This is a genomic window from Anaerocolumna sp., assembly GCF_032079385.1.
Classification (GTDB): Bacteria; Bacillota; Clostridia; order Lachnospirales; family Lachnospiraceae; genus Anaerocolumna.
In genome coordinates this window covers 1-26,278 of sequence record NZ_DAMAUC010000018.1, presented here as the reverse complement: position 1 = coordinate 26,278, position 26,278 = coordinate 1, and the positions used below count along the sequence as shown (strand labels likewise).

At 35.1% G+C, this 26,278-nt stretch carries 23 protein-coding genes and 2 riboswitches; of the genes, 19 read left to right on the top strand and 4 right to left on the bottom strand.

The features are described from left to right. Positions 1-115 precede the first annotated feature (115 nt). Both RT261_RS14405 and RT261_RS14400 read right to left on the bottom strand, forming a co-directional pair. On the bottom strand, positions 116-766 hold the full coding sequence (locus RT261_RS14405; protein ID WP_313133560.1) for a YigZ family protein: 651 nt from the start codon (positions 764-766) through the stop codon (positions 116-118). 61 nt (positions 767-827) lie between these two features. Next, positions 828-1,004, bottom strand: a complete 177-nt coding sequence (locus RT261_RS14400) for a DUF4250 domain-containing protein (RefSeq protein ID WP_313133478.1) — start codon at positions 1,002-1,004, stop codon at positions 828-830. A gap of 330 nt (positions 1,005-1,334) precedes the next feature. On the opposite strand from RT261_RS14400, the gene RT261_RS14395 reads away from it, so the two are divergent. The 6 genes from RT261_RS14395 to RT261_RS14370 all read left to right on the top strand — a co-directional run bounded on the left by RT261_RS14395 (position 1,335) and on the right by RT261_RS14370 (position 9,126). Next, entirely contained in the window at positions 1,335-2,714 is a 1,380-nt protein-coding gene (locus tag RT261_RS14395) for a hypothetical protein (protein ID WP_313133477.1), read from the top strand. Positions 2,715-2,930: 216 nt separating this feature from the next. Beyond that, a complete protein-coding gene (locus tag RT261_RS14390) occupies positions 2,931-4,259 on the top strand; it encodes a replication-associated recombination protein A (RefSeq protein ID WP_313133476.1) in 1,329 nt (442 codons plus the stop codon). Positions 4,260-4,369: 110 nt separating this feature from the next. Beyond that, positions 4,370-5,101: a YARHG domain-containing protein gene (locus RT261_RS14385; RefSeq protein WP_313133475.1), complete on the top strand. Its 732-nt coding sequence runs from the start codon at positions 4,370-4,372 to the stop codon at positions 5,099-5,101. Between the two features lie 479 nt (positions 5,102-5,580). Beyond that, entirely contained in the window at positions 5,581-7,815 is a 2,235-nt protein-coding gene (locus RT261_RS14380; RefSeq protein WP_313133474.1) for a HelD family protein, read from the top strand. Positions 7,816-7,885: 70 nt separating this feature from the next. After that, positions 7,886-8,083 (top strand): BlaI/MecI/CopY family transcriptional regulator, encoded by a 198-nt coding sequence (locus RT261_RS14375; RefSeq protein WP_313133558.1) that lies wholly within the window; start codon positions 7,886-7,888, stop codon positions 8,081-8,083. A gap of 212 nt (positions 8,084-8,295) precedes the next feature. Then, complete coding sequence (locus RT261_RS14370; RefSeq protein ID WP_313133472.1) at positions 8,296-9,126, top strand: helix-turn-helix domain-containing protein; 831 nt, start codon at positions 8,296-8,298, stop codon at positions 9,124-9,126. 122 nt (positions 9,127-9,248) lie between these two features. Here RT261_RS14370 and RT261_RS14365 read toward each other — a convergent pair whose 3' ends face one another. Both RT261_RS14365 and RT261_RS14360 read right to left on the bottom strand, forming a co-directional pair. After that, positions 9,249-10,139, bottom strand: coding sequence for an ECF transporter S component (locus tag RT261_RS14365; protein ID WP_313133471.1), 891 nt, complete (start codon positions 10,137-10,139; stop codon positions 9,249-9,251). 150 nt (positions 10,140-10,289) lie between these two features. After that, a riboswitch (THF riboswitch) is annotated at positions 10,290-10,404 on the bottom strand. A gap of 70 nt (positions 10,405-10,474) precedes the next feature. Beyond that, a riboswitch (ZMP/ZTP riboswitch) is annotated at positions 10,475-10,554 on the bottom strand. 26 nt (positions 10,555-10,580) lie between these two features. Next, positions 10,581-10,829, bottom strand: a complete 249-nt coding sequence (locus RT261_RS14360; RefSeq protein WP_313133470.1) for a hypothetical protein — start codon at positions 10,827-10,829, stop codon at positions 10,581-10,583. Positions 10,830-11,130: 301 nt separating this feature from the next. On the opposite strand from RT261_RS14360, the gene RT261_RS14355 reads away from it, so the two are divergent. The 13 genes from RT261_RS14355 (at position 11,131) to RT261_RS14295 (ending at position 26,229) form a co-directional block, all read left to right on the top strand. Further along, positions 11,131-11,835 carry an ABC transporter ATP-binding protein gene (locus RT261_RS14355; RefSeq protein ID WP_313133469.1) on the top strand — a complete coding sequence of 235 codons (705 nt, stop codon included), beginning with the start codon at positions 11,131-11,133 and terminating at the stop codon, positions 11,833-11,835. A gap of 25 nt (positions 11,836-11,860) precedes the next feature. Next, entirely contained in the window at positions 11,861-15,277 is a 3,417-nt protein-coding gene (locus tag RT261_RS14350; RefSeq protein ID WP_313133468.1) for an FtsX-like permease family protein, read from the top strand. Between the two features lie 383 nt (positions 15,278-15,660). Beyond that, positions 15,661-17,424, top strand: coding sequence for a trypsin-like peptidase domain-containing protein (locus RT261_RS14345; protein ID WP_313133466.1), 1,764 nt, complete (start codon positions 15,661-15,663; stop codon positions 17,422-17,424). Positions 17,425-17,631: 207 nt separating this feature from the next. Then, on the top strand, positions 17,632-18,072 hold the full coding sequence (locus RT261_RS14340; protein WP_313133465.1) for an OsmC family protein: 441 nt from the start codon (positions 17,632-17,634) through the stop codon (positions 18,070-18,072). Between the two features lie 436 nt (positions 18,073-18,508). Then, entirely contained in the window at positions 18,509-18,967 is a 459-nt protein-coding gene (locus tag RT261_RS14335) for an RNA polymerase sigma factor (RefSeq protein ID WP_313133463.1), read from the top strand. Continuing rightward, entirely contained in the window at positions 18,964-19,692 is a 729-nt protein-coding gene (locus RT261_RS14330) for a hypothetical protein (protein WP_313133462.1), read from the top strand. Before RT261_RS14335 ends, RT261_RS14330 begins: the two co-directional genes overlap by 4 nt. Then, the gene (locus RT261_RS14325; protein ID WP_313133460.1) at positions 19,677-20,546 is read left to right on the top strand and encodes an ABC transporter ATP-binding protein; all 870 of its coding nucleotides are present in this window, start codon (positions 19,677-19,679) and stop codon (positions 20,544-20,546) included. The genes RT261_RS14330 and RT261_RS14325 overlap by 16 nt, the downstream gene beginning before the upstream one ends. Further along, positions 20,539-21,174, top strand: coding sequence for a hypothetical protein (locus RT261_RS14320; protein ID WP_313133459.1), 636 nt, complete (start codon positions 20,539-20,541; stop codon positions 21,172-21,174). Before RT261_RS14325 ends, RT261_RS14320 begins: the two co-directional genes overlap by 8 nt. Then, positions 21,153-21,818, top strand: a complete 666-nt coding sequence (locus tag RT261_RS14315) for a hypothetical protein (protein WP_313133458.1) — start codon at positions 21,153-21,155, stop codon at positions 21,816-21,818. The genes RT261_RS14320 and RT261_RS14315 overlap by 22 nt, the downstream gene beginning before the upstream one ends. A gap of 341 nt (positions 21,819-22,159) precedes the next feature. Continuing rightward, positions 22,160-22,759, top strand: a complete 600-nt coding sequence (locus RT261_RS14310; RefSeq protein WP_313133457.1) for a TVP38/TMEM64 family protein — start codon at positions 22,160-22,162, stop codon at positions 22,757-22,759. A gap of 64 nt (positions 22,760-22,823) precedes the next feature. Further along, positions 22,824-23,885: a glycosyltransferase family 4 protein gene (locus tag RT261_RS14305; protein WP_313133456.1), complete on the top strand. Its 1,062-nt coding sequence runs from the start codon at positions 22,824-22,826 to the stop codon at positions 23,883-23,885. A gap of 227 nt (positions 23,886-24,112) precedes the next feature. Further along, entirely contained in the window at positions 24,113-24,868 is a 756-nt protein-coding gene (locus RT261_RS14300) for a DUF4886 domain-containing protein (RefSeq protein WP_313133455.1), read from the top strand. Positions 24,869-25,101: 233 nt separating this feature from the next. After that, complete coding sequence (locus tag RT261_RS14295; protein ID WP_313133454.1) at positions 25,102-26,229, top strand: glycoside hydrolase family 18 protein; 1,128 nt, start codon at positions 25,102-25,104, stop codon at positions 26,227-26,229. The last annotated feature ends 49 nt before the right edge of the window (positions 26,230-26,278 follow it).

Genomic DNA, 26,278 nt, shown 5'->3' with positions numbered 1-26,278 from the left:
ACGACATGAATCTTAAAACATTTTTAAACGTTTCATAATATATTAAATCATTAAGCTGTTACAGGAATCTTGATAATTTGCTTACATCTTACAATTAGTATTCCCAAATTATGCATTATAATAGCAGTACCGAATGATTCATTATTGCATAAGAAACATTACCCAAGTTCTCTATGACTGCTTTACCATTGGTTGCTTCAATAACTTTTTTCTCGAATTGCCCATAAAGTTCCACAGGTACTAAATTGGTCATAACAACAATATCCGTATACTCGGTATCCAATGCTGTAATTTCCATTTGAGAGGTAATATATTGGAGTTTGCCAATGCCATTATAATCGGTAGTGATCTGAAGCCGGATACCGTCTAATTTCTCCAGAATAACACTGTTATTTAAACCTTCCTTGGCAGCACCCTGATAAGCTCTTACTAAACCACCGGTGCCCAGTAAGGTTCCTCCGAAATATCTGGTTACAACTAAGGCAGCATTGTGTATACCTTCTCCCAGTAATACATCAAGCATAGGACGGCCAGCAGTCCTGACCGGTTCCCCATCGTCGCTGCAGCGCTGTATTTCATGATTATCACCAATAACATAAGCAAAGCAGTTATGATTGGCATCGTAATATTTTTTCTTTGTCTGTTCTATAAATGTGATGGCTTCTTCTTCTGTATTCACCGGCACAACGGTGGCGATAAATCTGGATTTCTTCTCTGTGATTTCACCGGTTCCGCCCTGGTAAACAATTCGAAAGGAATCTATTATAATCATCTCCTAGTAAATAATTTTATAATTGCTGAAATTAATAGTAGTCTTTGGTTAACCGTTAAATAAATTTATTTTGAACAGGGTCGTATTCATACTGAATTCCCCTTAAAGTTTCTTTCAGGCTTGTCTCATCTATGTTCAGACTTTTACATAAATCATCAAGGCTTTTATAATGATCTCTTAAATAGGTGTTGATAAAACTTAATAATATCATTGGGTCTTGTGGAATTGTCATGTAATACCTCCAAAATTTTATTCATTGTTATTCTAACATAAATAGAGTACAGTTTACAAGAGACTGCACAGAGTAACGTACTCCGTGTCAGCTTCTTAGAGTAACTCTAATGTCTGGCGGAACAATTTTCTCAGTGGAGCCAGCACCAGCATCGCATGCTTTGTGAAATGGCGTATAATATTCTTAAAAGGAAACGCAGAAGGAGGTGAAAATAAACTTGTAATGTCTGGGCTTATTTGGTAAAATAGTATGGAAAATAAATACTTTAGCAACACATCATGCCAGCTAAAGTTAAATATTCATATCTATACTTGGGGAGGGACCTAAAATATGAAAAAAACCTGTTTATTTGCTATATTTCTATTTGTTACACTTTGGATAATGTCCTGTACGAGGCCAGCTTCTGAAAGCGATAAGCACTTAGATTTTACATCTCCAACGTCAGTGGGTGCAACATCGGAGCCAATGCCAATTACTCCCCAGGAAGAGTATATTACTCTTGTTGAAAGTTATCTTAATGGTGCCTCGTTTCAGCAGATGGACGAAAGCAGAACACAGCAAGTATCTGAGATGCTGATGGGACATTATGATATCATAGGACGGACAGCAGGAGACGGCATGGATTATTACTTGGCCAGTCGGCGTAAGGATGCTCCCATATATGATGATTTTAGCAGCATTGATATAGGTTATTATTCAGAATCCGGTGCAAAAAGCGAGGTTCTTCAAATCGGCTATTACGATAAGGATAATAATTCAAATATTTTATATAAACTTGAAGGCTATGATATTCTTGAGTTACCTTTTGGAAAGGAAGACCTTGACTGTTTTTGCTTTAGTGAAAGCAAAGGCTCCGGCGAATACGCAAATCAGACATTCATTCTTGCATTTACTCAAAATGGAAGAGAACAGCTGGATTTTATAAATAAGAATACAGGTTTATCGTTATATAGCCCAGATCGTCCCTGCATTGAATTTTACTATCAAGATGAGGATACCATAAGCTTTTATTCATCGCCATATTCCTGTTTTATCAACATAAACGACAATGAACTTGAAGAAATTAGTAGTCTGTTCTCCTCCTCGGAGGTTATAGATACTGTAACATCACAGCAGGATGCATGGAAGTATCTGCATGGAGAGGACATAACTATACACTCAACGGGGGTCAAACTGCATATAGATGGGAATCAATATGCGTTTGTAGGCAATAGTAATTCAGCAGGCTATATCATGTCTACTATGAAGCAGGAATTTATTGCCCTTGAATACAACGAAGCTGTATATAGCTTTATCATGGGAAAAATAAGAAATATTATGGATACAGACTATGGAAGCTTTGATGCACAATGGTTTAAAATTCCCCTAAAAAGTGCTGATATTGATTTCCCGGAAAGAGTAGAGCAAGCCGATGGTTCTTATACCACTGATTTGCGATTGCAAACTGTAAATGATTCTGAAAAGCTTAATGTGTTGTCAAAGCTCATGGATAGAGCAATTAACAGCAAGGAGATATACGGTTTTTCCGGCTGTCCTTACACCGCTTTAATAAAATTTACACGTGAGGATGGAGAAACTCTGCGTATATTTATCGCTACCGATTCCTGTGATTCCATGGCATATGATGGAAGGATAGGTTTCGAATATGGTGAGCAGTCTGACATGGCAGAAATTTTTGATGAAGCTATGGCAGACAGGCAGATAAATTAGTCCGTCAGTTAAGGGACTAGTGGTATTTTGCTCACAGGAAATCTTCATGTTTAAACCTTAGATTAAATTGAATTCTTATAAATTTGAATAGATTGACGAAAAATATTTTATCTAATACAATAATAAATATGTGCAAAGCACTGGAATAGAGATTAGTAACCGGTAATTTGTGCTGGTGCTATTAAAAGGCGCTTAGGCGCCGGAATAGAGGTTGTTATGGATTTATTTGAATATATGAGAAGTAATACCATGGAGAAAGAATCCCCATTGGCTTCCAGATTACGTCCTACTACATTGGAAGAAGTAGTAGGGCAAAGCCATATTATTGGTAGAGACAAGCTGCTATATCGAGCAATCAAGGCGGACAAAATCAGCTCCATTATCTTTTATGGGCCGCCGGGGACAGGAAAAACTACCTTGGCAAGGGTTATTGCCAATACTACCAGTGCTATTTTTACTCAGATTAATGCCACTTCTGCTGGAAAAAAAGATATGGAAGAAGTAATTGGCAAAGCAAAAGACAATATAGGCATGTATGGTAAGAAAACAATACTGTTTATTGATGAAATTCACCGCTTTAATAAAGGACAACAGGATTATCTATTGCCCTTTGTGGAGGACGGAACCATTGTATTAATTGGAGCAACGACAGAAAATCCATACTTTGAAGTAAACAGCGCTCTTATTTCCCGTTCTATCATATTTGAATTAAAATCTTTAGAGCAGGAAGATATAATGAAGCTTATTCTCAGAGCACTAACAGACAAAGAAAAAGGAATGGGTGCTTATAATGCTGTTATTGATGAAGAGGCATTGGATTTCCTTTCCGATATTGCTAACGGAGATGCCAGATCTGCATTAAATGCTATTGAATTAGGAGTTTTAACTACAGAACGTTCAGAAGATGGGAAGATTCATATAACACTTGATGTTGCAAGTGAGTGTATTCAAAAGAGAGTAATCCGTTATGATAAAACCGGAGATAATCATTATGATACCATATCGGCGTTTATTAAAAGTATGAGAGGGTCGGACCCGGACGCAGCTATTTATTACCTGGCAAGAATGTTATATGCAGGAGAAAGTATTACATTTATAGCAAGGAGAATCATGATATGCGCTGCAGAAGATGTATCCAATGCGGATCCCAATGCTTTGGTAGTTGCCACTGCGGCAGCACAGGCAGTGGAACGGATTGGTATGCCGGAAGCTCAGATTATATTAGCTCAGGCGGTTTCCTATGTGGCATGTGCTCCGAAAAGCAATTCGGCATGTGTGGCAATTGGAGAGGCAATGCGAACCGTAAAGAATGAAAAAACGGCCTCCATACCTTCCTATCTGATGGATGCTCATTATGGAGAAGCCAAAGAATTAGGACATGGATTGGGCTATAAATATGCCCATGATTATAAAAATCATTATGTGAAACAGCAGTATTTGCCAGATGAACTAAAGGGTAGAGTCTTTTACCAACCTTCCGAGCAAGGATATGAGAAAGAAATCATAGAACATCTAAAGAGAATAAAGGAAGAGGCTGAGGAGTAATTCATTTATTTGACAACAAGGATGAGAACTATTTTTTAGTCGTAACAAGGAAGTCTATATAAAAATATATAGAATATATAGAATATAAGAAAATGAAAGCGTGAATTCATATGAAAAAAATATTAATAATGGGTTTAGGGATATGTTTTATTTTAGTTGGCTGCAGTAAATCATACGGATTAAAAGAACAGGATATTATCGTGGATAAAGAAATAAATCAGCAAACAGAAACTAAATCAAGTTCTCCTATAACAAACGAAGACTTACCAGAAATTATGAATGATAAGGATGAAAGACCGGAAGAAGAATCTCAAAATAACATTATAGAAGAGAATGATAGCGGAAAAGTTGAGGAGGAAGCTGGCAGTCAACAAAATGAGAACAAAGAAATTATCTCTGCTGAAAACAGTGTAAATGAGGATTACTATAAAGAAATAGAGAGTATGTCCGAAGAGAAATTCATTGCAAAGGTACAAGAAAGAGACACCTATCAGGAGAATTGTTCTTTTTATAGTGAAATAATAGGCTATAGAGAAAGCGTGCTGCTTACTACTGATATTACAGTAATAATTAACCCAATATTTGATACAGACAAACAGTATTATAAGAAAGAAGATTTTAAAGGTTGCAGCAAAAATGTTTTATTGGTTGCAAGGAATGAGATATATGCACGACATGGAAGAATCTTTGAAAATGAAGATTTAAATAATTATTTTAAGGCACAGTTATGGTATGAACCAAGATTTACAGCAGACCAATTTGATACGGCTATTTTAAATGATTATGAAAGTGAGAATATTAAGACCATTCATGAAGTGGAGAAGGATTTGGGATATAAATAAGTATTATAGTGAGAGAAATTAAAAGTTACGTCTTACAAAACAAAGAATTAAATATCATTATGTTAAAAAAGCTGTCATTATAAGCTGCGAACCTCATTATGAAGGCGAGTTTCTTCCTATATGGAATTTAGTATATCTAAGTTCTGTGAAGTTTCTTTGATTTCTACTGGGATTGTCTGTAGCTTGGAATGGCAGCTTATTGTTTTTAATAATTATCTATATTGCATAGGGTATTTTTGCAAAAAAAAGAACGGTTACATCAACGTTCATTCATTGAGATACCATTCATACCAATGGTTGGAAAACTATTACAAAGTTAGATGCTTATTTTTAGGTACACTTCATTTTACAGCATAACATACTTTGAAAAAAAAGTCTAGTATTTATTTTAAATTTCCAGTACTATGTAACAGTAACCCAGAGAAAAAGTAAATAAAGAACTTAAACCATTAGTTCGCTAACGACCTTAAGGAGGTATCATGGAAGGAAGAATGGACAACAATAGTTTTAATGAAAAACATGAAGAGCTAAGAAGTGAGTGGAAAAAAGAAGAGGATCATTTAGAACAATGTGTGGCTGTTATTCAGAATAACATTGATGGCTATACGAAAAAGTTAAAGATAATTCGGGAAGAAACTAAGGAATTATACGATAATTACCGCTCCAATAATCCGGAACTCCATAATGATCTGGTAATTGGACTTAGTATGCAATCAGATATGGAAAGAGCATTAAACAAAAACCTGTCCGCACTGGAGAAACCCTACTTTGGAAGAATTGACTATGTGGAACATGAAGAGAATGAAACAGGAGATTCTGATAAAGGAATTCAAGAGGATAAAATATATTCTCTTTATATAGGGAAGAACGGAGTCAGTAGAAGCAGTACCGATATAGTGGTTGTTGACTGGAGGGCACCTGTTTCAAGTGTTTATTATGACAGTGAAACGGGAGAAAGCTCCTATCTTTCACCGTATGGAGATCCCATTTATATCTCACTAAATTTGAAAAGAACATTTGAAATAGGTGATAGTAAACTAATAGACTATTATGATACGGATGTTATTGCAAATGATGAATTCCTGACGAAGTACCTAAGTAAGAATAAAGAAGTGGTATTAGGGGAAATCATTGCAACCATTCAAAAGGAACAAAATGAGATTATTCGGGACACTCCATGGCATAATGTAATTGTTCAGGGAGTAGCAGGAAGCGGAAAAACCACAGTTGCCATGCACCGTATTTCCTACATCCTTTATAATTACAAAGAAAAGCTTCGTTCCGACGAATTCTATATAATCGGCAGTAATAAAATGTTATTAAATTATATTACAGGGGTACTGCCTAACCTTGATGTATATAATATTAATCAAATGACTATGGTAGAATTCTTGAACATACTTTTAAACAAAGATTTTGATATAAAGAAAAATAAATATGTATTAAAAGATAATTTCTCAAAGCAATCCCAGATGAAAAAGACCGGGGAAGAGATTGCGCTAAACAAATTTAAAGGTTCTCTATCCTTTATCAAAGCCTTGGAAACATATATAAATGATTATGAAATAAAGAGCTTGAAGCTGGATTCCATTGTATACCATAACAAAGAAGTTTATTCAAAATCTGAAATTATAGGTTTCCTGGATATATTTAAAGATAAACCTTTACAAGAAAAAATTGATTTACTGAATAAGAGATTAAGCAGCAAAATACGGCTGGTAAATGAAAGAGAGCAGCAGGAGAAAGAAGCCATCAGTATTGAATTAAAAAAGTTTAAAGATTATTTTGGAAAGAAAAGTATGAAAATAAATCTAATTGAACTTTATAAAAATTTTTTACAGGATTTAATTTTAAATCAACAGAATTATCTAAATTTGAATTACGAGATACCGGAAGAACAAGTGATCCGGCTGCTCATGGATAACGTTGATAAAAAGATGATTGATTTATACGACTTAGCCATGCTCGCATACATTAAAAAAAGGCTGAAATTAACCATTGATTTTGAGCAGGTCAGCCATATTATAGTAGATGAAGCCCAGGACTTTGGTGTTTCGGTATTTTACGTAATGAAACAATTATTTCACGATTGTACTTATACAATCATGGGAGATATAACCCAGAATATATATTATGATACCGGTATGAATGATTGGGAAACCTTGAAAGAAGAAGTATTCTATCCGGATAAAGACAAGTTTTACGTTTTGGCTAAGAGTTATCGTAATACGGTGGAGATTTCCAATTTTGCAAGTAAAGTTTTAAGACAATGTACTTTTAAAACTTATGATATAGAACCGGTTATAAGACATGGAAAAGAGGTATCCATTACCAAGACTGTGGGTCAGCAGGAGATGCTGTCAAAAGTAATCCATATTATCAACACAAATCATAAAGACGGCTATACGACTATTGCAATTATCTGCCGTACTATAGAAGAAACCAGAATAGTATATGAGCACTTAAATAAGTATATAGAAGTGGAAGAACTTACTGAAAATATGGAGGATATGAATTTTTCCAATGGCATTATGGTACTTCCCATTCATATGACAAAAGGCTTAGAATTTGATTCTGTTATCTTATGGAATCCGGATTGTAATAGTTATGAAGCCAGCGATGCAGATGCAAAACTCTTATATGTAGCTATTACAAGAGCGCTGCATGAACTTCATATGGTTTATGAAGGGGAATTGGCAAAATTATTAAGATAAATTAACAGGATTTCGCCTATTGGAGTTAGAATAAATGATTCTAAATTTAATAGGCGAAATTATTTTTTAAATACTTGACAAAAAGGAGCGTACCTATTTTCCGATTATCAGCAAAGAAGAATATTTGAAATTTGAAACTGGTGACTTCATGGAACGCTTTCATGGCAATTCATTTGCCAGTCTGGTGACAACACTGTATGATGGCAAGAAGATAAAGAACAGTGAACTTGATGAACTGTTGAAATGGATAAAGGAAAGGGGAGATTAATGTGGAAACATTTTTAATTAAGCTGTTCCAATGGACACTTTCCATGTCAGTGAGAAAATATTCGGCAGTAATTTGCAATACTTAGATTTGTTACTGCCTTTGTTAACTCTACCGCTGGTTTCTTTTGTTGTATTCAACCGGAAGTCTATTGCTTATATGAAAAACATCAATTAAAATATTCGTATAAAGCAATATAAGAAAGGTTGGAGAATATGGATAATGGGAAAATGTCTCAATTTATTTCAGAGCTAAGAAAATCAAACAAAATGACGCAAAAGGAACTGGCGGCACAGCTAGGCGTTACTGATAAGGCTGTTTCAAAGTGGGAACGTGGATTAAGCTGTCCTGATATTTCTTTGTTACCTGTCCTTTGTGACATCTTGGGTATTACGATAAACGAACTATTGAACGGGAAAAGGATGGAATCGTCTTCCTCCGAGGTGGAATCTATTATAGAAACAACTATCCAATATGCGGATACTGCAACGAAAAACAAATCCAAAGATGTACGAGTGATTTATGCAATAATTACCTCTGCAATCTTATTACTTGGAATTATTGTATGTACAATCTGTAATTTTGCAATCAATGGAAAGCTAACCTGGGCGTTATTTCCAATGACCTCCATTATTTTTGTGTGGTCAATCATAGAGCCAACTGTAATATGGAGTAAAAAGGGTATCCACATATCCCTTATATTGCTTAGTTTATTAATAATTCCTTTTTTGTTTGCATTGGAACGGGTTATCGGCATTGCTGGGCTAATATTACCAATCGGTATTCGGGTTTCTGCCATTGCACTGATTTATTTCTGGGAAATCTATTTATTATTTTGTAAAAGTAATTTACCAGGATATATAGCTGCGGCATTTGCAGTAATTTCCGGCTTGCCCATATCTTTGTGGATTAACAGCGTTGTATCTAAATTCACAGAACAGTCTGTAACAGATATTTGGGATATCCTGATATACTCAATATTAATAATTATTTCTATGGGTGTTTTCGTATTCGGCTACGTTAAGCATAGAAGATTAGCAAAATGAAATAGTGGCTTGATCTTTACTCTCATAAACAGAAGGAATGGTTTTTATCCGTTTGTGAGAGGAAAAGATCAAGCCACTGAACCGTGATGGTCAGATGTAACTGAGGATTTCCTTTGGACGCATTACAAGGGCTTATCAGTCAGCTCATTCAAGCCGGGCTGTTTCCGGAAAACACCCAATAGTATGGATACAAAATATGCCTTAATAGTGTTTCCGAGAATCTCCTCTATAACACGGGGTATCCATACTACTGCAAAGGGCAGCACCTTCCATGCGGTAAAAATTGTTTCACGCAATACTACCGTATTAAGAGTAGTTACAACCAGACCTGAACCGACCATAGTAATAAGAAGCTGAGGAATTTGTCCTTTGCCTGTGCCATGCAGGAACTTCTTTGAGATAAAGAGGTCCGCAGTTAATAAAAGGATTCCAAGAACAGCACTGCCAAGTATTCCTGCTGTTACGAAAGTAATATAGGTACTCAGGTTCCCCGAGGGGTCTTTTGTGTCAATGGTTCTTGTGATAAGCATTTTGCTGACAAGGTGCATATTATCTGTATTTATTTCTTCCTTTTGTACGTGTTCGTAAAAATTTTTATCAATGCCATCGGCAGACAAAAATGTCATGTTGCAGATACCTGCTACTAAAAGGAATACCGAGCATACTGCAATTGCAATTCTTAATTTCTTACTGTCTTTATTGCCCAGAACAGACCACAATACACCCCTGATAAATCCACCGGCAGCTACCACCAGGGTCATAAGGGGAATATATGTCCCCATTGGTTTTAAAAGATAACCTAAAAGGTCAGAAAGTCCGGAGGTCACAGCTCCATATACAGGTCCGAATAAAATGGACGGCATTATGGAGAATATACCAGAGATATTGATGCTCATTCCATTTTGCCCAAACATGGGTATGTAAAAAGTAAATAAGGTTTTCAAAACCAGGGAAATACTAAGAAATACCGCAGATATTGTAATGCGGCGCACATAAAAAGATGAATTTTTCAATTTAACTTCTCCTTTCTTATTGGAACAAATTGTTGAAAGTTTATGGCTAAATTGATACATTATGTTGCAATCATAAAAAACACCTCCTGTTATGCAGCACAGCTACATAACAAGAGGTACTATATATAATAACACCGCTTCTCCTTATGTAGCAGCGGGATGCGAACTTTGTACCGTAAGCCTTAAAGGCTTTTCGTTCCTCTGACAACTCCCCGTTCAGAAGACACTGCAAATCATTGATTTACGCACAAAATCCTACTCTGCTCATGATTTTCATAATTTAATCCGAATTATCTTGTAACATCGGAATGCAATAAAAATGCCCACCCTTCCAAGCATTATGCCCAGACGGTCGGCTTTCAAAGTGCTGTACTCCCCGTGGTTAATTCCACTTCCGTCAGTCGTACAGCACTTTTATATTATCATAGCCTTTCATGGTTGTCAATTCCGGCCATCTTTTTTATCTATTTGCTTGCTTTCAATCTGTTCCTTGTTATTCTTTTTAATTACGCGGTAAATTAGTATATAAGCATATACCATAATAGGTACAACAATGGCACAGAAAATACTTGCCTTAAATAGTGCTGTAGAATCCGGTGAAGCAGTAAAAGCACCTATTACAAGGAGAACAGGTATGCATAATAACAATAAAACTCCAATCAAAGCCAAAACTCTTTTAGTATTTTTCAAGATAAATCCCCTTTTCCAAAATAAAATTTAAAATAGTGGTACTTTTTCATCGATTAATTGAGATTGTAGCATATTTTTTGTTACTAGACAAGAAACTTATAAAAGAAGTCAAAGGGGATATTCGCAATCCGTTTGCGCTACTTGCTCATAATTTCATTGTCACTACTTGACGAGGTTAAATAAAGTATCTTTAAAAAAATTTCCAAAAAGTTCATAAATTTATAATGGTTTTCATGAAGCTAACGTAGTATAATACCTAACAATAGCTACACTTTGAAATTTTTTAGAATAGGAGAGCAGTATGTCTTCATTTATAGAATTAAAGAATGTAAAGAAATATTACCGCATGGGGGAAGTTATCATTAAAGCGGTAGATGGAATTGATTTTGAAATTAATAAAGGTGAATTTGTTGTAATTGTAGGACCCAGCGGAGCAGGAAAAACTACGGTTCTGAATATATTAGGGGGTATGGATTCTTGCAGTGAAGGAAGTATTATGGTGGATGGAGTGGATATTAGCGAATTTAGTAAGAAAGAACTTACTAACTACCGAAGAGATGATGTAGGTTTTGTATTTCAATTCTATAATCTGATACAGAATCTTACGGCGGTGGAGAATGTAGAATTAGCATCCCAAATATGTAAAAATCCTATGGAGGCTTCAGCTGTTTTATGTGAAGTAGGACTTGGGGAAAGGCTATTAAACTTCCCAGCACAATTATCCGGCGGTGAGCAGCAGAGAGTATCCATAGCCAGAGCCTTGGCTAAGAATCCTAAGCTGTTATTATGTGATGAACCAACGGGAGCTCTTGATTACAATACCGGTAAAGCCATACTGAAATTATTACAGGATACTTGCAGGGAAAATGGAATGACAGTGATTGTTATCACCCATAATTCAGCTATAGCACCAATGGCAGACAGAGTGATTAAGATTAAGAACGGAAGAGTGAGCGGTATGACAGTGAATGATAACCCTATATCCGTAGAAACAATAGAATGGTAAGACATCTTGAGTAGTGGAGTGAATCATGGAAAATAATAAGAAAAAGCGAAAAGCAATCAGGCAGGATTTTGTGAAAGAAATAAAAAATAGTTTAAACCGGTTTTTATCCATTATGCTAATTGTCGCACTTGGCGTAGCATTTTTCTCCGGAATTCGTGCTTCCCAGCCGGATATGAAAATATCAGCCGACAGTTTTTATGACAGCAGCAATTTAATGGATATCCGGGTACTAAGCACGTTAGGTCTTACCGATGAAGATGTAAAAGAAATCAGTAAGATAGACGGAGTTGAGAACGTGGAACCTTCTTATTCTGCGGATGTTTTATTAGACTCCGAGGAAATAGAAATGGTTCTTAAAGTCATGTCTGAAACTGACCACATAAATCAGATTAGAGTATTGGAAGGCCGGCTGCCTCAGTCGACTACAGAGTGCCTGGTAGACGAACGATTTCTGGCGGCTACAGGATTTAAAATAGGAGATGTCCTTCATTTTGCATCGGGTACGGAAGAAGACTTATCAGAGAGTCTTAAAGAAAATACTTATACTATAGTGGGGGTAGGATCAAGTTCCAAATACTTATCTTTTGACCGGGGCAGCAGCTCTATTGGAAATGGAAAAGTTAATAATTTTGTTGTAGTACCAAAAGATGCATTTACCATGGAGGCATACACAGAAATCTTTGTTACCGTGAAAGAAGCCAAAGAGCTTATGAGTTATACCTCAGAATATGATAAAACAGTAGAGGCGGTAGCGGACAATATTGAAAAGATAGCAGAAAGCAGAAAAGAGGCCCGTTATCAGGAAGTTCTAGATGAACCCAAGCAGGAATTAGCAGATGCAAAAGAAGAATTAGCAGATAACGAAACGAAAGTAAATAAAGATTTGGCAGATGCTGCAAAGAAAATTGAAGATGCAAAAACAGAGATTGCAGATGGTGATGATGAGATAAAAAAAGCTTGGGAGGAACTAAGATCCAATAAGAATGAGTTAGAAACTAATAAGAATAATTTGTCCACCAAAGAAAAGGAATTAAAGGAAGGGCAGAAAGAGCTTACTAAGGCAGAAGCCGACTTTAACAAAGGTAAAGAGTTATTTGATACTAAGAAAGCAGAGTATGAAGAAGGTGTTAAAACCCTAAATACTGCATATGGAACCTGGAACACTTCCATGAAATCATGGAAAGAGAAAAAACAGGAACTGGATAAAGGCCAAAGTACATTAAATACAGCTAAGACAGAATTAGCTGCCCAAAAAGAACAGTTAGGACCCTATAAAGATTTATATCCGGATAAATGGCAGGAGCTTTTAGCAGGGGAAGCTGCACTAAAAGAGAAACAGAATGAGCTAAATAGAGGGAAAAAACAGCTGCAGGAGGGCAAGTCTAAACTAGATGCCGGGAAAGAGGAGCTGGATAAACAGCAAAAAACATTAAAGGAAGCAGGTAAAGTATTAAACCAGGAGGAACAAAAACTATTAGCCGGAGAAAAGACCCTTGCAGAAAATCGTGAAAAGATTACAGAAGGGCTAAAACAAATAGAAGCAGGATGGAAAGAAATACGCAATGGGGAAGAAGAAATAAGAAAAGCAGAGTCTTTACTGTCAGAGAAAGAGACGGAATTGCAGGATGCCAAAGTTACTCTGACGGATAAGATAAAAGAGTATGAGGAAGGAAAAGAAACAGCAGAACGGGAAATAGGGGATGCAAAGAAAGAGATTGCAGAGGCTGAAGAAAAATTAAGTAAAGTGGAATTTCCTAAATGGTTTGTACTGGATAGGAACAGCATCCAAACCTATGTTGAATATGGGCAGGATTCTGAGAGAATCGGCAATATTGGAAAAGTATTTCCGGCTATTTTCTTCTTAGTGGCAGCTTTAGTTAGTTTAACTACTATGACTCGTATGGTGGAAGAGCAAAGAACTCAAATTGGTACTTATAAAGCCCTGGGTTATAAGAACACATCGATTGCCGGCAAATATATTATGTATGCTTTTCTGGCCAGTATGATGGGAAGCCTTCTTGGGGTGCTGGCTGGTGAACAATTACTTCCAAAAGTAATTATTAAGGCTTATGGAATTCTTTATCAAAATATACCGGAAGTTATAACTCCTTATAATATGTATTTTGGGCTGTTATCTACCATAATCGCAGTACTGTGCACTACTTTGGCTGCTTACCTTGCCTGTTATAAAGAGCTTATGGAATCACCGGCTCAGTTAATGCGCCCGGCAGCTCCTAAGGTAGGAAAACGAGTTATTTTAGAGCGAATTCCGTGGATCTGGAAAAAGTTTAACTTTACAACCAAATCCACGATTCGAAATTTGTTAAGATACAAAAAACGTTTCTTTATGACTGTATTTGGAATAGGTGGCTGTATGGCATTGCTTTTAGTAGGGTTTGGATTAAAAGATTCCATATCCGCAATGTCGGATGTTCAATATGTTGATCTCTGGCATCAGGATTCCATCATAACATTAAAAGAAAAAGAAGTAGATAATGATTCTGATACGGATAAGAACATTTATGAATTCCTTGAGAATGATTCTAATGTGGAAGATTTTATAAAAACAAATGAGAAAACCGTGGATGCAGGTCATCAAAGTAAGGAAAAGAGTGTTACACTGATTGTGCCTGAGGATAAAGAACATATTAAAAACTTTATAGAGTTTAGAAACCGAAAAACTTATGAAAACTACGATTTAGAAGAAGATGGTGTTATTATCACCGAAAAGCTGGCATCTTTACTGGGTGTGGAGACAGGCGACACCATAACCATAAAAGATGGAGAGGTTAGCAGTATAGAGGTTAGGGTATCCCATATAGTTGAAAACTATATGCTTCATTATATTTTCATGTCACCGTCTACCTATGGAAAATTATATGGCAGAGTTCCTGAATATAATAAGATATATTTAAAGTCTTTGAATAAGGATGCAGTATATGAGGAGAAGTTTGCCTCCCAGGTACTTAATTTCCCACAGGTATCTTCCATATTGTTTACCAGTTATTTGCAGGATCAGATTCATGATATGCTAAACAGCTTAAATATAGTGGTGTATGTGTTGATTATTTCAGCGGGACTGTTAGCTTTTATTGTATTATACAATCTTAATAATATCAACATAAACGAAAGAAAACGTGAACTGGCCACATTAAAAGTTCTGGGATTTCAAGATATAGAAGTTGCAACTTATGTATACCGGGAAAATATCATATTAACTGCCGTTGGAGTCTTTGTAGGTATATTCCTTGGAATTATTCTTCACCGGTTTGTTATATTAACCGCAGAGATTGATACTATTATGTTTGGACGGCAAATGAAAGGAATCAGCTATGTGTTTAGCGGTTTATTAACCTTTGGATTTTCTGGGTTCGTCAACTACTTTATGTTTTATAGGTTGAGAAAAATTGATATGGTGGAATCTTTAAAGAGTGTGGAATAATGTGCTAGGACGCTTTGCCCAAGGTGGGTTATTCAGATCTTAGAAAGTAGGGGGATGATATATGTTTTATGTTCCGTAGGGAAATTCGATGGTTCTAATACTATAGTAATCGCTTAAGGCATCCTTGAAAATGGATAACTCGGTGGCGCTGCCACCTCAGACATCTCCATTTTTAAGGATTGGCGCGATTCCTATAGTATAAGAACCATGGCGAATTTACCAAAGTCACATAAAACATATATCATCCCCTACTCTCTAAGATTAATTTAAACAGAGTGGGCAAAGCGGTTTGATCAATTAGGTAGATGATTTGTTTTATAGGGATTCGTAAGTTATAATATTAAAAGAATTGTTAATGACATTTTGTATAAGGAGAGTTACAAATGAAAAAGATAAAAAAGCTTATTATTACAGTCTTTCTGGCAACATCCTTTTTGGCGGTTCCTGTAAGCTTGCCACTTATGAATTATGAGATTGTGGAGGCTGCGGTTGTCAAATTAAATCAATCAAAGATTACGTTGTATGTGGGAAGAACGTATTCTTTGAAAGTGAATGGGACAAAGGACAAGGTGAAGTGGACTTCGGGGGATAAAAAGATAGCCACGGTTTCCGATACCGGTAAAGTAACGGGAGTAAAGAAGGGCAGTACAACTATAACGGCTGCTGTTGGTTCTAAGAACTATTCCTGCAAGGTAACCGTTGAGAATACGGATATAAGTGATAAAAAATTAGAGATAGGGATAGCGGATACGAAGTTACTTTCTATTAAAGGCTCTGCCGGGAAAGTAAGCTGGGGCAGTTCCGATTCTTCTGTCATCACTGTAAATAATGAGGGACTGGTATTGGCAAAAAAACTAGGGAAAGCCACCGTTACAGGAAAAAATGGCGGGAAGGTATACCAGTGCCATATAACAGTAGCAGATAAAAAGCTTCATGCCAGTGCTACGGATATTACAATATATGAGACAGTTCAGTTAACCCTATCTTCTGATAATCCATCAGGAGAAAATTTAATAATTAAGACAGAGAATCCAAAGATTGCGGATTACAAATTGGGACAATGGTCAGAGGGTAATGCACCTCTAGACATTATTCCAAAAGGAAAGGGTACAACAACCATAACTATTACTTCCAGCAAAACAAATGAGGTATTAAAAATTCGCGTTACGGTAAAAGACATTATAAAAGATGATAAAAATGAATTATCTGCAAAAGAAATTTATGCAAGATGTGTTTCATCTACCGTTCAGATTAATACCAATCGTGGATTGGGAACCGGATTTTTTATTGATCATGGAACTATTATAACCAATTACCATGTCATTAAAGATACTAGTAGTATTAGAGTACATATGCGTAATGGAGAAAACTATGATGTTTCATATATTTTAGGATATAGCGAAGAATTGGATTTAGCAATCCTTCGGATACCCACTACAAATGATATATTAAAGCATAACCAGCATGGAATAACCGTTGGAGAAACCGTTTATACCATCGGCAGTTCACTAGGACTTACCGATACCTTTTCCGATGGCATAGTAACTAATAATTTACGCAAATTAGAGGGAATCACTTATATACAGACCAATGCTGCTATGTCAAAAGGAAATAGCGGAGGGCCTTTACTGAATGCATATGGGGAAGTTATTGGGATCAATACTATGTACTTAGTGGACGGACAAAATTTAAATTTTGCTATTTACCTTCCTCAGATTTATCAGGTTAATACATCCAATCCAATGACTGTGGAGGAATTTTATGAAGAGACCTCAAAATCTCTATTGTTATATGAAGATACCACCGTTAGCGGCAGTAAAGAAAATTGTCAAACAGTAGAGTTTGGAGCTATGGTTTCTGGAACAATTATTCCAAATGAAATTGATTATTATCGTTTTGAATTATCCACTCCTTCCCAATTTCGATTTGCCGGAGTTCACACATCAGCAAATATGGAAGATGTATATTTTACAATCATGGATGAAGGTGGAAAAGTAGTGGAAGTTGCATCTCCCCAACTGATAGATGATACAGAAATGTCTGTCATCGATAGTGTGCTTACAACCGGAACGTATTATGTTACCATCTTTCCTAAAAAGGATGCTTTGACTGGTCCGGTTAATTATATCTTTATGGTGAATCATTAAAATTGTTGGATATAAAGCTGATTATAGATCATTAAAGGTGAAGCGGCGACCAATACATATTGGAGTTCTTCACCTTTTTGATATACATTATATTAGAAAAAGCTTGTCGTTCTCTTTATTTTATATTTTATAATAAATCCTTATTTTATTATTTTAAGAATAACACTTTCGTTATTAATAGATAATAATCCAATAGGAGGTCTTATTATGGCGATAGAGAATATAAATGCAGAATTAAAATTAATGGATGAGTTAAAAGTAGAAGGCCGTGCAAGAAATTTTAAACTAACCATGGATCAAGCAAAAGAAGCCGGTGGCAATAATGAAGGATTGTGCCCTGGTGAAGTGTTTCTGAACGCACTTGGAGGCTGCAAATGTATGGTTGCAAGAACATTATCGGAATCAGCTAATATAAAGCTAAAAGAACTTTATATTAAAATGGAAGGGGAAATGGATTCGGACGGATTTAGTGGAAAAAACAAAAATGCCAAAATTGGTTTTAGCAGTATTAAAACAAAGTACCTTATTAGTGCTGACAATACAGAAGATGAAATTAAGAATTTTATTAACACAATAGAGGCTAAATGTCCAATGCAAGATACTATTGTAAATGATCCGAAACTGGATTATGAAATAAATATTATGTAATCATTTTTATAATAACCTGGAATTGTCTCCAAAATCTGCCCGACAATATGCTTATATTTTCTGAAATATGAGGATTGACTATTAATAAGACAGCTGCTTTATAACTGACGATAAGCAGTTGGAAAAACTGTCATTTTGAAAGCGTGAAATTCAGCTTTGCTGAACTTATGTTTCCAGAATGACAGTTTTTTGTTCTGAAGATCTAATATGGAATTACTACACTCATGGTATAATGGAAATTATATAATCGCTGACATAGGCTTAATTCAATCATAGAAAAAAGACAGAAAAAAAGACAGAAAAAAAGACAGAAAAAGAAACAGAAAAAGAAAAAGAAACAGAAAAAGAAAAAGAAAAAGAAATAGAAAAGAAAATTTATTTTACCCGCACATAATACACCAATGAATCGTTATTCATAATGAAAGGAGGTTTTCGTGTGTCTTTAGAGCTCAAGGACCAATATGATAAAATATATAAATACTGCTATTTCAAAGTACAAAATTCAACGCTGGCGGAAGATTTGACACAGGAGACCTTTCTTAAGTTTTTCAGTCAAAGTTCCTATATCAGCCGCGGGAAACCCCTTGCGTATCTTTATACTATTGCAAAAAATCTGTGTATTGATACATATACAAAACAAGAAATGCTGCTTTTAGATGAAGATATTCCATCAGAAAATACACTGGAAGATCTTGAAACTAGTATAACTATAAAACAAGCCATCAGTGCCCTGCCTGGTGACTTGCAGGAACTTGTATTCTTACGGTTTGTTAATGAACTGTCAATGATGGAAATCAGCAGTATTACAGGCTTTTCACGATTTAGTATCTATCGTAAAATAAATAACGCATTAAATAGACTAAAACTCATTTTAAGAGAGGAGGACTTTTCTTGAATAAAAAGCTAAAAATGCAAATACAGGCAGCATTTGATACCCCATCACCAGTGAGAAAAAGAGAATTTTTGCAAAGGATTAATTTCCCCAAAATAAAATATAGTGGTTTCATCTTGAGTCAAATAGGTTATATCCGGAAGCGTGTTTGGCTTACCTCAATTGTTTTAGTAATGGGTGCCTTACTTAGATTAAAATTTGCCCAGGTTGATGATATATTCGGATTATTATGGATTATTTCTTCGGTGATGCCGTTTATAGTTTTAGTTGCAGTTATGGAGATATCCCGCAGTACCTCTTATCATATGACAGAACTTGAAATGAGTTGCAAATACAGCCTTTCTGATATTGTTTTGGTACGTTTGGGGATATTGGGGGGGCTAAATGCGGTTGTACTTATTACACTTTTATTATTACTGAATGGAAGAACAGATTATAGCTTTTGGCGTTTGGGAATCTATATGCTGGTTCCTTTTATGTTTACCTGTACTTTATCATTATTCGTACTCAATTATGTAAAGACAAGAGATACGTCTTATATTTGTGGCGGCATCAGCTGCTTTGTCAGTGTGCTGAACAGTGTTTTAATGTATTCAAATCAGGCGGTATTTACTATCCGATACTTTCACTTATGGGATATGGTATTCTTCGCCTTGCTTGTACTGATGATTTTACAAGTAGTTAAACTTATTAAAAAAACGGAGGAATTACAATGGAGCTTACAATAGATCGTTTAACGAAGCAATATCAAAATAAAATTGCTGTGGATCGAATGTCTTTAACACTGACAAAAGGTGTTTATGGACTTTTGGGTGCCAATGGTGCAGGAAAGACAACCTTAATGCGAATGATATGCGGTATATTAAAACCTACAAGTGGTGAGGTTCAATTTAATGGGATGGATGTAACAAATGAGGACTACCGGGATGCACTGGGATATTTACCTCAGGAGTTCGGATATTATCCTGAGTTTACGGCAATGGAATTCTTGTGTTATATGTCAAGTTTGAAAGGCTTAACAAAACAAAGAGCCAAAGAGAAATCAGCCGAGTTGCTGGAACTTGTTTCCCTATCTGATATGGCAAAGCGAAAGATCAAGACCTTTTCAGGGGGTATGAAACAACGACTTGGAATTGCACAGGCTATGCTTAATAATCCTAAGCTGCTAATTTTGGATGAGCCAACTGCAGGGCTTGACCCCAAAGAGCGTGTACGCTTCCGGAATCTAATTTCACAGCTGGGGACAGATAGAATTGTACTGCTTTCAACTCACATAGTCTCTGATATTGAGAATATTGCCGGGAAAATTTTGATAATGAAAGATGGTCAGCTAATCCATATTGGAAGTTTAGATGAAATTATTAAAGTGATTGACGGCAAGGTTTTTGAATGTACCATTGATAATAGAGAAGCAAAAGATTTAATGACTTTGTATCCGATTATCAATATAAGACAAGAGAATGAAAAAACATTTTTACGCTTGGTATGTGATAAAAAGCCTTATGAGAATTCTATTTGTGTAAAAGCAACCTTGGAAGATTTATATTTATATTATTTTAGTGAGGTGAATCAAAATGAGTAATTTTTTTGACATTGTAAGTTTTGAGTATAAAAAACTTTTTAAAAGGAAAAGCACCATAATTAGTTTATTGCTGCTTGTTATAATTGCTGCATTTTTAGCGTTCTTATCAGTTAAAAGTCACTTTTATTGGCACGAGAGCAGTGGAAGATCTTCCTTTGAAGCCATGAAATTGGATAGAGAGGTAATTCGCTCTAAAGCAGGAGTAATGGATGAAGCTTTTATAAAGGAAGTAATTGAACAAAATACGATTATGATATTCAGTGATGAAAACTACTATATTGATCACGGCAGACGTGTAGGTTCTAAATCTTATTCTTATATAAAATATGTATTGCCATATGAAAAAGCGGCTGACATCATAAATAGTATATATGAGGTAAATACGAATAATCTTGGTACCGATGGATTCCAAATCATCAATACTAGTGAAGTAAAACCCATCGATACACTTACAGTTAAGGAGGGGGAAAACTTTTATAATTCCATAAATCAGGCTTCTACGGAACATATTAACAGTTTATCCGGTTTGTCTCAAAAAGAAAGAGAAAAGCATTTTGAAATGCTTTCTAAGGTAAAAACTACTACAACGATCATTATGATGGGTATTTGTATTTTAATAAATATTTAAAAGTTATTGCATTGATTTTAATGATTACTATTGCAATTTGCCTCTCACCGATTTTTGCAAACGAATATTATTTAAAAACAGATCGGATTATATTGTCCTCAAAACATGGTAAAAGCAAGGCAATCTTTGCAAAATTATTTACAGGAGTGACATTTATAGCAGGCGCATCGTTTCTTACGCTATTTGGTTTTCTGCTGCTAATGTTATTGCTGCATGGATTTGATGGAGGAAATATGGCAATACAAACTTTAAGTGTCTATTCAACATATCCTCTTACTATGTTAACAGCAAGCTTGATTGCTATTGTTACTACTATCTTCGTTATTTTACTTTTTGGAATGTTAGTCATGCTGCTTTCATCCTGTTTTAATTCTTCTTTTTTGGTTATTACAGTGTCATTTTTGCTTTTGTTTTTGCCGGGATTATTTCATGTATCACCCAAAGAACGATTATTGTATCAATTGCTTCAGATTTTCCCTGCTAAGGCTACTGAATTTCCTAATATTTTTTCGGTGTATTTATTTGAAGTTCTGGGACAGGTATTCACGCCGGCAACCTTCTACATTATCTTTTCAATCATTATATCATTATTAATTATTCCACTTGTCAAAGGGACTTTTAGAAATCATCAAATAGTAGAATAAAGAAAGAGAACTAAAATTTATATTAATTTAATGAGCAAAAATCAGGTTAAAAAATACCCGGTTTTTGCTCTGATTTTTAATGGGGGATATAAATACATATCTTTTTGAAGATTATTAGACGACAATGTCGTTATTATTAATAGAGAACACCAATGGGGTGAATAGAAACAACATAAATCCCTGATTTTTTATAAATAATTGGGCTGGAATAAACTCAAGAAATTAATATAACATAATATTTATTTAAAAGTTACATATGTCCTATATACTATGGAAAATAGAAGAATAAATATAAAGTGATAAAGTATGAATGATAAATACTTCATACTTGGAGGTATAAAATGCAGAGAAAAAAGCTTGTAAATATTTTACTCAAATTCAGCACATGGATAGGACTGGCAGTATTTTGCCTTTTTATTCTTTATGGATATAAAACCGGTTTATTTTCTTCGGCAGAATCTTTTCGTGAATTCATTCTAAGATTCGGAATGTGGTCAGGTCTGATATTTGTTTTAATTCAAATTGCCCAGGTGATAGTGCCCATTATACCTGGGGCTGTCAGCTGCGTTGCGGGAATCGTAATATTTGGACCATGGGTTGGGTTCCTATATAATTATATCGGAATATGCATTGGTTCCATTCTTGTATTTTTACTTTCTAAAAAGTACGGAAAGGATTTTGTAAAAGGTATTATCGGAGAGAAATCTTATAACAAATATATTGGCTGGATTGATCGTGGAAGGAAATTTGACACCATGTTCGCATTGGCTATATTTTTCCCGGTAGCTCCGGATGATTTGCTCTGCTATATTGCAGGCCTGACAAAAATGAAATTAGAAAAATTCGTGGCAATTATATTACTTGGTAAGCCAATGTCAATTGCCCTTTATAGTCTGGGACTGACCAGCGTTGGCCAGTATCTGTTAAGTTTTATCAAATAAAATTATGAAAGAGGAGATTTGTGCTGTCCACAAAATCTTCAGGTCTTGGAAGGAGCATGGTTATATGAAAATATTATTACATTCCGATCATCTTAAAATGGTCGAAAAAAGCGGCGTAGGAAGGGCAATTTATCATCAAATCAAAGCCTTGGAAGAAAATCACATTGCATATACAACAAATAAAAAGAATGAGTATGATATTGTACATATTAATACTGTTTTTCCAAGCTCTTATTTTATGGCTAAAATAGCTAAGGCAAAAGGCAAAAAAGTAGTATATCATGCCCATTCTACAGAAGAAGATTTTAAGAATTCATTTCGCGGTTCCAATATTATCTCACCTCTTTTTAAAAAATGGCTGATGAAATGCTACAGCAGCGGAGATGTTATCATAACACCAACTTTGTATTCTAAAAGCATATTAGAGGGATATGGTTTGAAAAAGCCCATTACTAATATTTCTAATGGTATAGATTTAGACTTCTTTAAGAAAGACGTGGAAGGCGGCAGACGTTTTCGTGAAAAATATCATTTTAACGAACAGGACAAAATAATTATTTCAGTGGGATTATACATTGAGAGAAAAGGTATTTTAGATTTTGTAGAACTGGCAAAGGCAATGCCTGAATATAAATTCGTATGGTTTGGATATACCAATCTAAACACGGTAACAAGCGATGTTAAAAAAGCAGTGGAAACCAAACTGCCAAATCTGTATTTCCCCGGCTATGTAAATCGGGAAGAGTTAAAAGATGCCTATAGCGGAAGTGATTTATTCCTATTCCTGACCCATGAAGAAACGGAAGGAATCGTATTATTAGAAGCCTTATCCATGAAAATCCCCGTATTAATACGTGATATACCTATTTATCAGGGCTGGTTTAAAGATGGTGAAAATATATATACCGGAAATGACTTACCTCAATTTGAAGCTAAGATCCAGGGAATTATAAATCATACTCTGCCATCCTTGGTAGAGCAGGGATATGAAATGGCAAAGGAAAAAGATATAAAAGAAGTAGGTAAACAGTTAATTTCTGTATATAACAATCTGATGAAACAACCACAGTATGCATTGGGGCGTAGGAGTATATTAAATCCGTATGCTATGAGTGACCTTAGATAAGGAAAATCAATAATGTATAGCAAATGAGCTTCTTAATATCCCTCTTATCTATTTATTTGCAGTTATGGGCTAGGCTTAGTTTGAGAAAATTGTTTTCAATATCCCTTAGGAAAGGATAAAATATCTTGACTAATAATGGCATTGATACTATGCTTAACTTGTAGAATTTGCGAAGTAACTTTAAATCTCGCAAATTGATTTACTAAAGAATACAAGGGAGTGAAAAGATGCTTAAAATATTGGCTATTGGAAATAGTTTTTCTCAAGATTCTACTACCTATTTGTATGATGTAGCAAAGAGTGGTGGAGTAGAATTAAAACTTGTTAATCTTTATATAGGTGGTTGTTCTTTAGAGACCCATTGGAATAACATAGTTGAGAATAAAAAAGATTACGAATATCAATTAAATGGCACATTTAATGGAAAATATGCTTCCATACTTGAAACCTTAGTGGAAGAAGAATGGGATGTAGTAACCATGCAGCAATGCAGTGGCTTTAGCGGGCTGATAGATACCTATCGTCCTTACATAGAAAAGTTGTCCAATTATATCAAAGAACATGTTCCAAATGCAAAGCAACTAATCCATCAGACCTGGGCCTATGAAATCGATTCCGATCATGCACATTTTAGCTATTACCAAAAAAATCAGGATATTATGTATAGGGAGTTGATTCAATGTTACCAAACAGTGGCTGATGAACTATCCTTAGATATTATTCCTTTTGGAGAGGTGATTCAGGAACTAAGAACATTGCCTCCTTTTGACTATAAAAATGGCGGGCAAAGTCTATGCAGAGATGGATTCCATATGCATTTGGTTTATGGAAGATATGCTTTGGCTGCAACTTGGTACGAGTATGTCATAAAAGGAAATATTCTAAATAATAAATACAAACCTCCCGTCATAGATGGAATAGAGGCCACAGAGGAAAACCTGCAAATTATAAAGCAGTGTATTCATAACAAAATAAACAGCTAAAATAAAATTCCTATTTTTTAAGAAATGTAATAAAGAATGATTATCCTATTAACCCCAGAGGTATTGGATAGTCATTTTTTATTACACAAAAGATGAATGAATAGAATATTTATAGATTTATTAAATAATATTAAAATATTTTCATAGATATAATATAAATATTAATTAATATATTATTCGGGAGCAATATGCAAATAAATAAAAAAACTTTTAAATCCTCTTTTTCATCCAAAGTGATAAGTTTAATACTATTACTGCTTATCATAATAACTTGTTGGCTAATAGAAAGATGCAGGGTAAGAAAACCTGAAAAGATAGTAGGCTATTATGCAGCCTGGAATAAAACAGTTTCTCCCAAAGATATCGATGCAGAAAAGCTAACACACATCAATTATGCCTTTGCCAATATAGGAAATGACCTAAAAATAGAACTTGGCTATCCAGATGTAGACGAAAAAAATATTAAGGAATTAAATAAATTAAAGAAAATAAATCCTGAGCTGAAAACCTTAATATCCATTGGCGGATGGAATTGGTCAGGAGACTTCTCGAATGTTGCTCTTACGGAAGAATCCAGAAACACATTTGCCGATAGCGTTATTGATTTTATAGTTAAATATAAATTTGATGGTGTTGATATTGACTGGGAGTATCCCGTAGGGGGAGGTCTGCCCACCAATAAAACCAGACCGGAGGATAAACAAAACTTCACCCTTTTAATGCGGAAATTAAGAGAAAAGTTGGATGAAAGGGGAAAAATAGATGGAAAACATTATCTGCTTACTTTTGCAGGAGCTACGAACAACGATTACCTAAATAATATAGAACTGGATAAACTAGCAGAATATGTAGATTATGTAAATGTTATGACCTATGATATTCATGGACCCCGTGATCAATTCACTGACTTTAATGCACCTCTTTTTACTAATAGTGACAGATCCCCCCAATATAAATGGAGTGTTGATGAAGGCATTACTAACTGGATAAAAACTGGCTTCCCAAGAGATAAAATGGTTATGGGAATTCCTTTCTACGGATACGAGTACAAGGATGTGCCCGATATCAATTATGGACTATACCAACCTTTTTCCCACGGAAATTCTATAAGCTACAGTGACATCGTAAAAAATTACATAGATGACCCGAACTTTGTACATTTTTTTCATAAAGAATCAAAGGTCCCTTGGCTATTTGACGGCTTCACCTTTATTTCTTACGATAATAAAAAGTCCATTGGATATAAAGCTAAATACATAAAAGACAAAGGGCTGGGAGGAGCAATGATCTGGGAATTAGGCCAAGATTATGAAGGCGTTTTACTCAATTCTTTATATAATGATCTGAAGGGATGCAAATAAAAATTTAGGTTATTAATGTACGTACGCTTTGCCTAATATAGGTTATCCA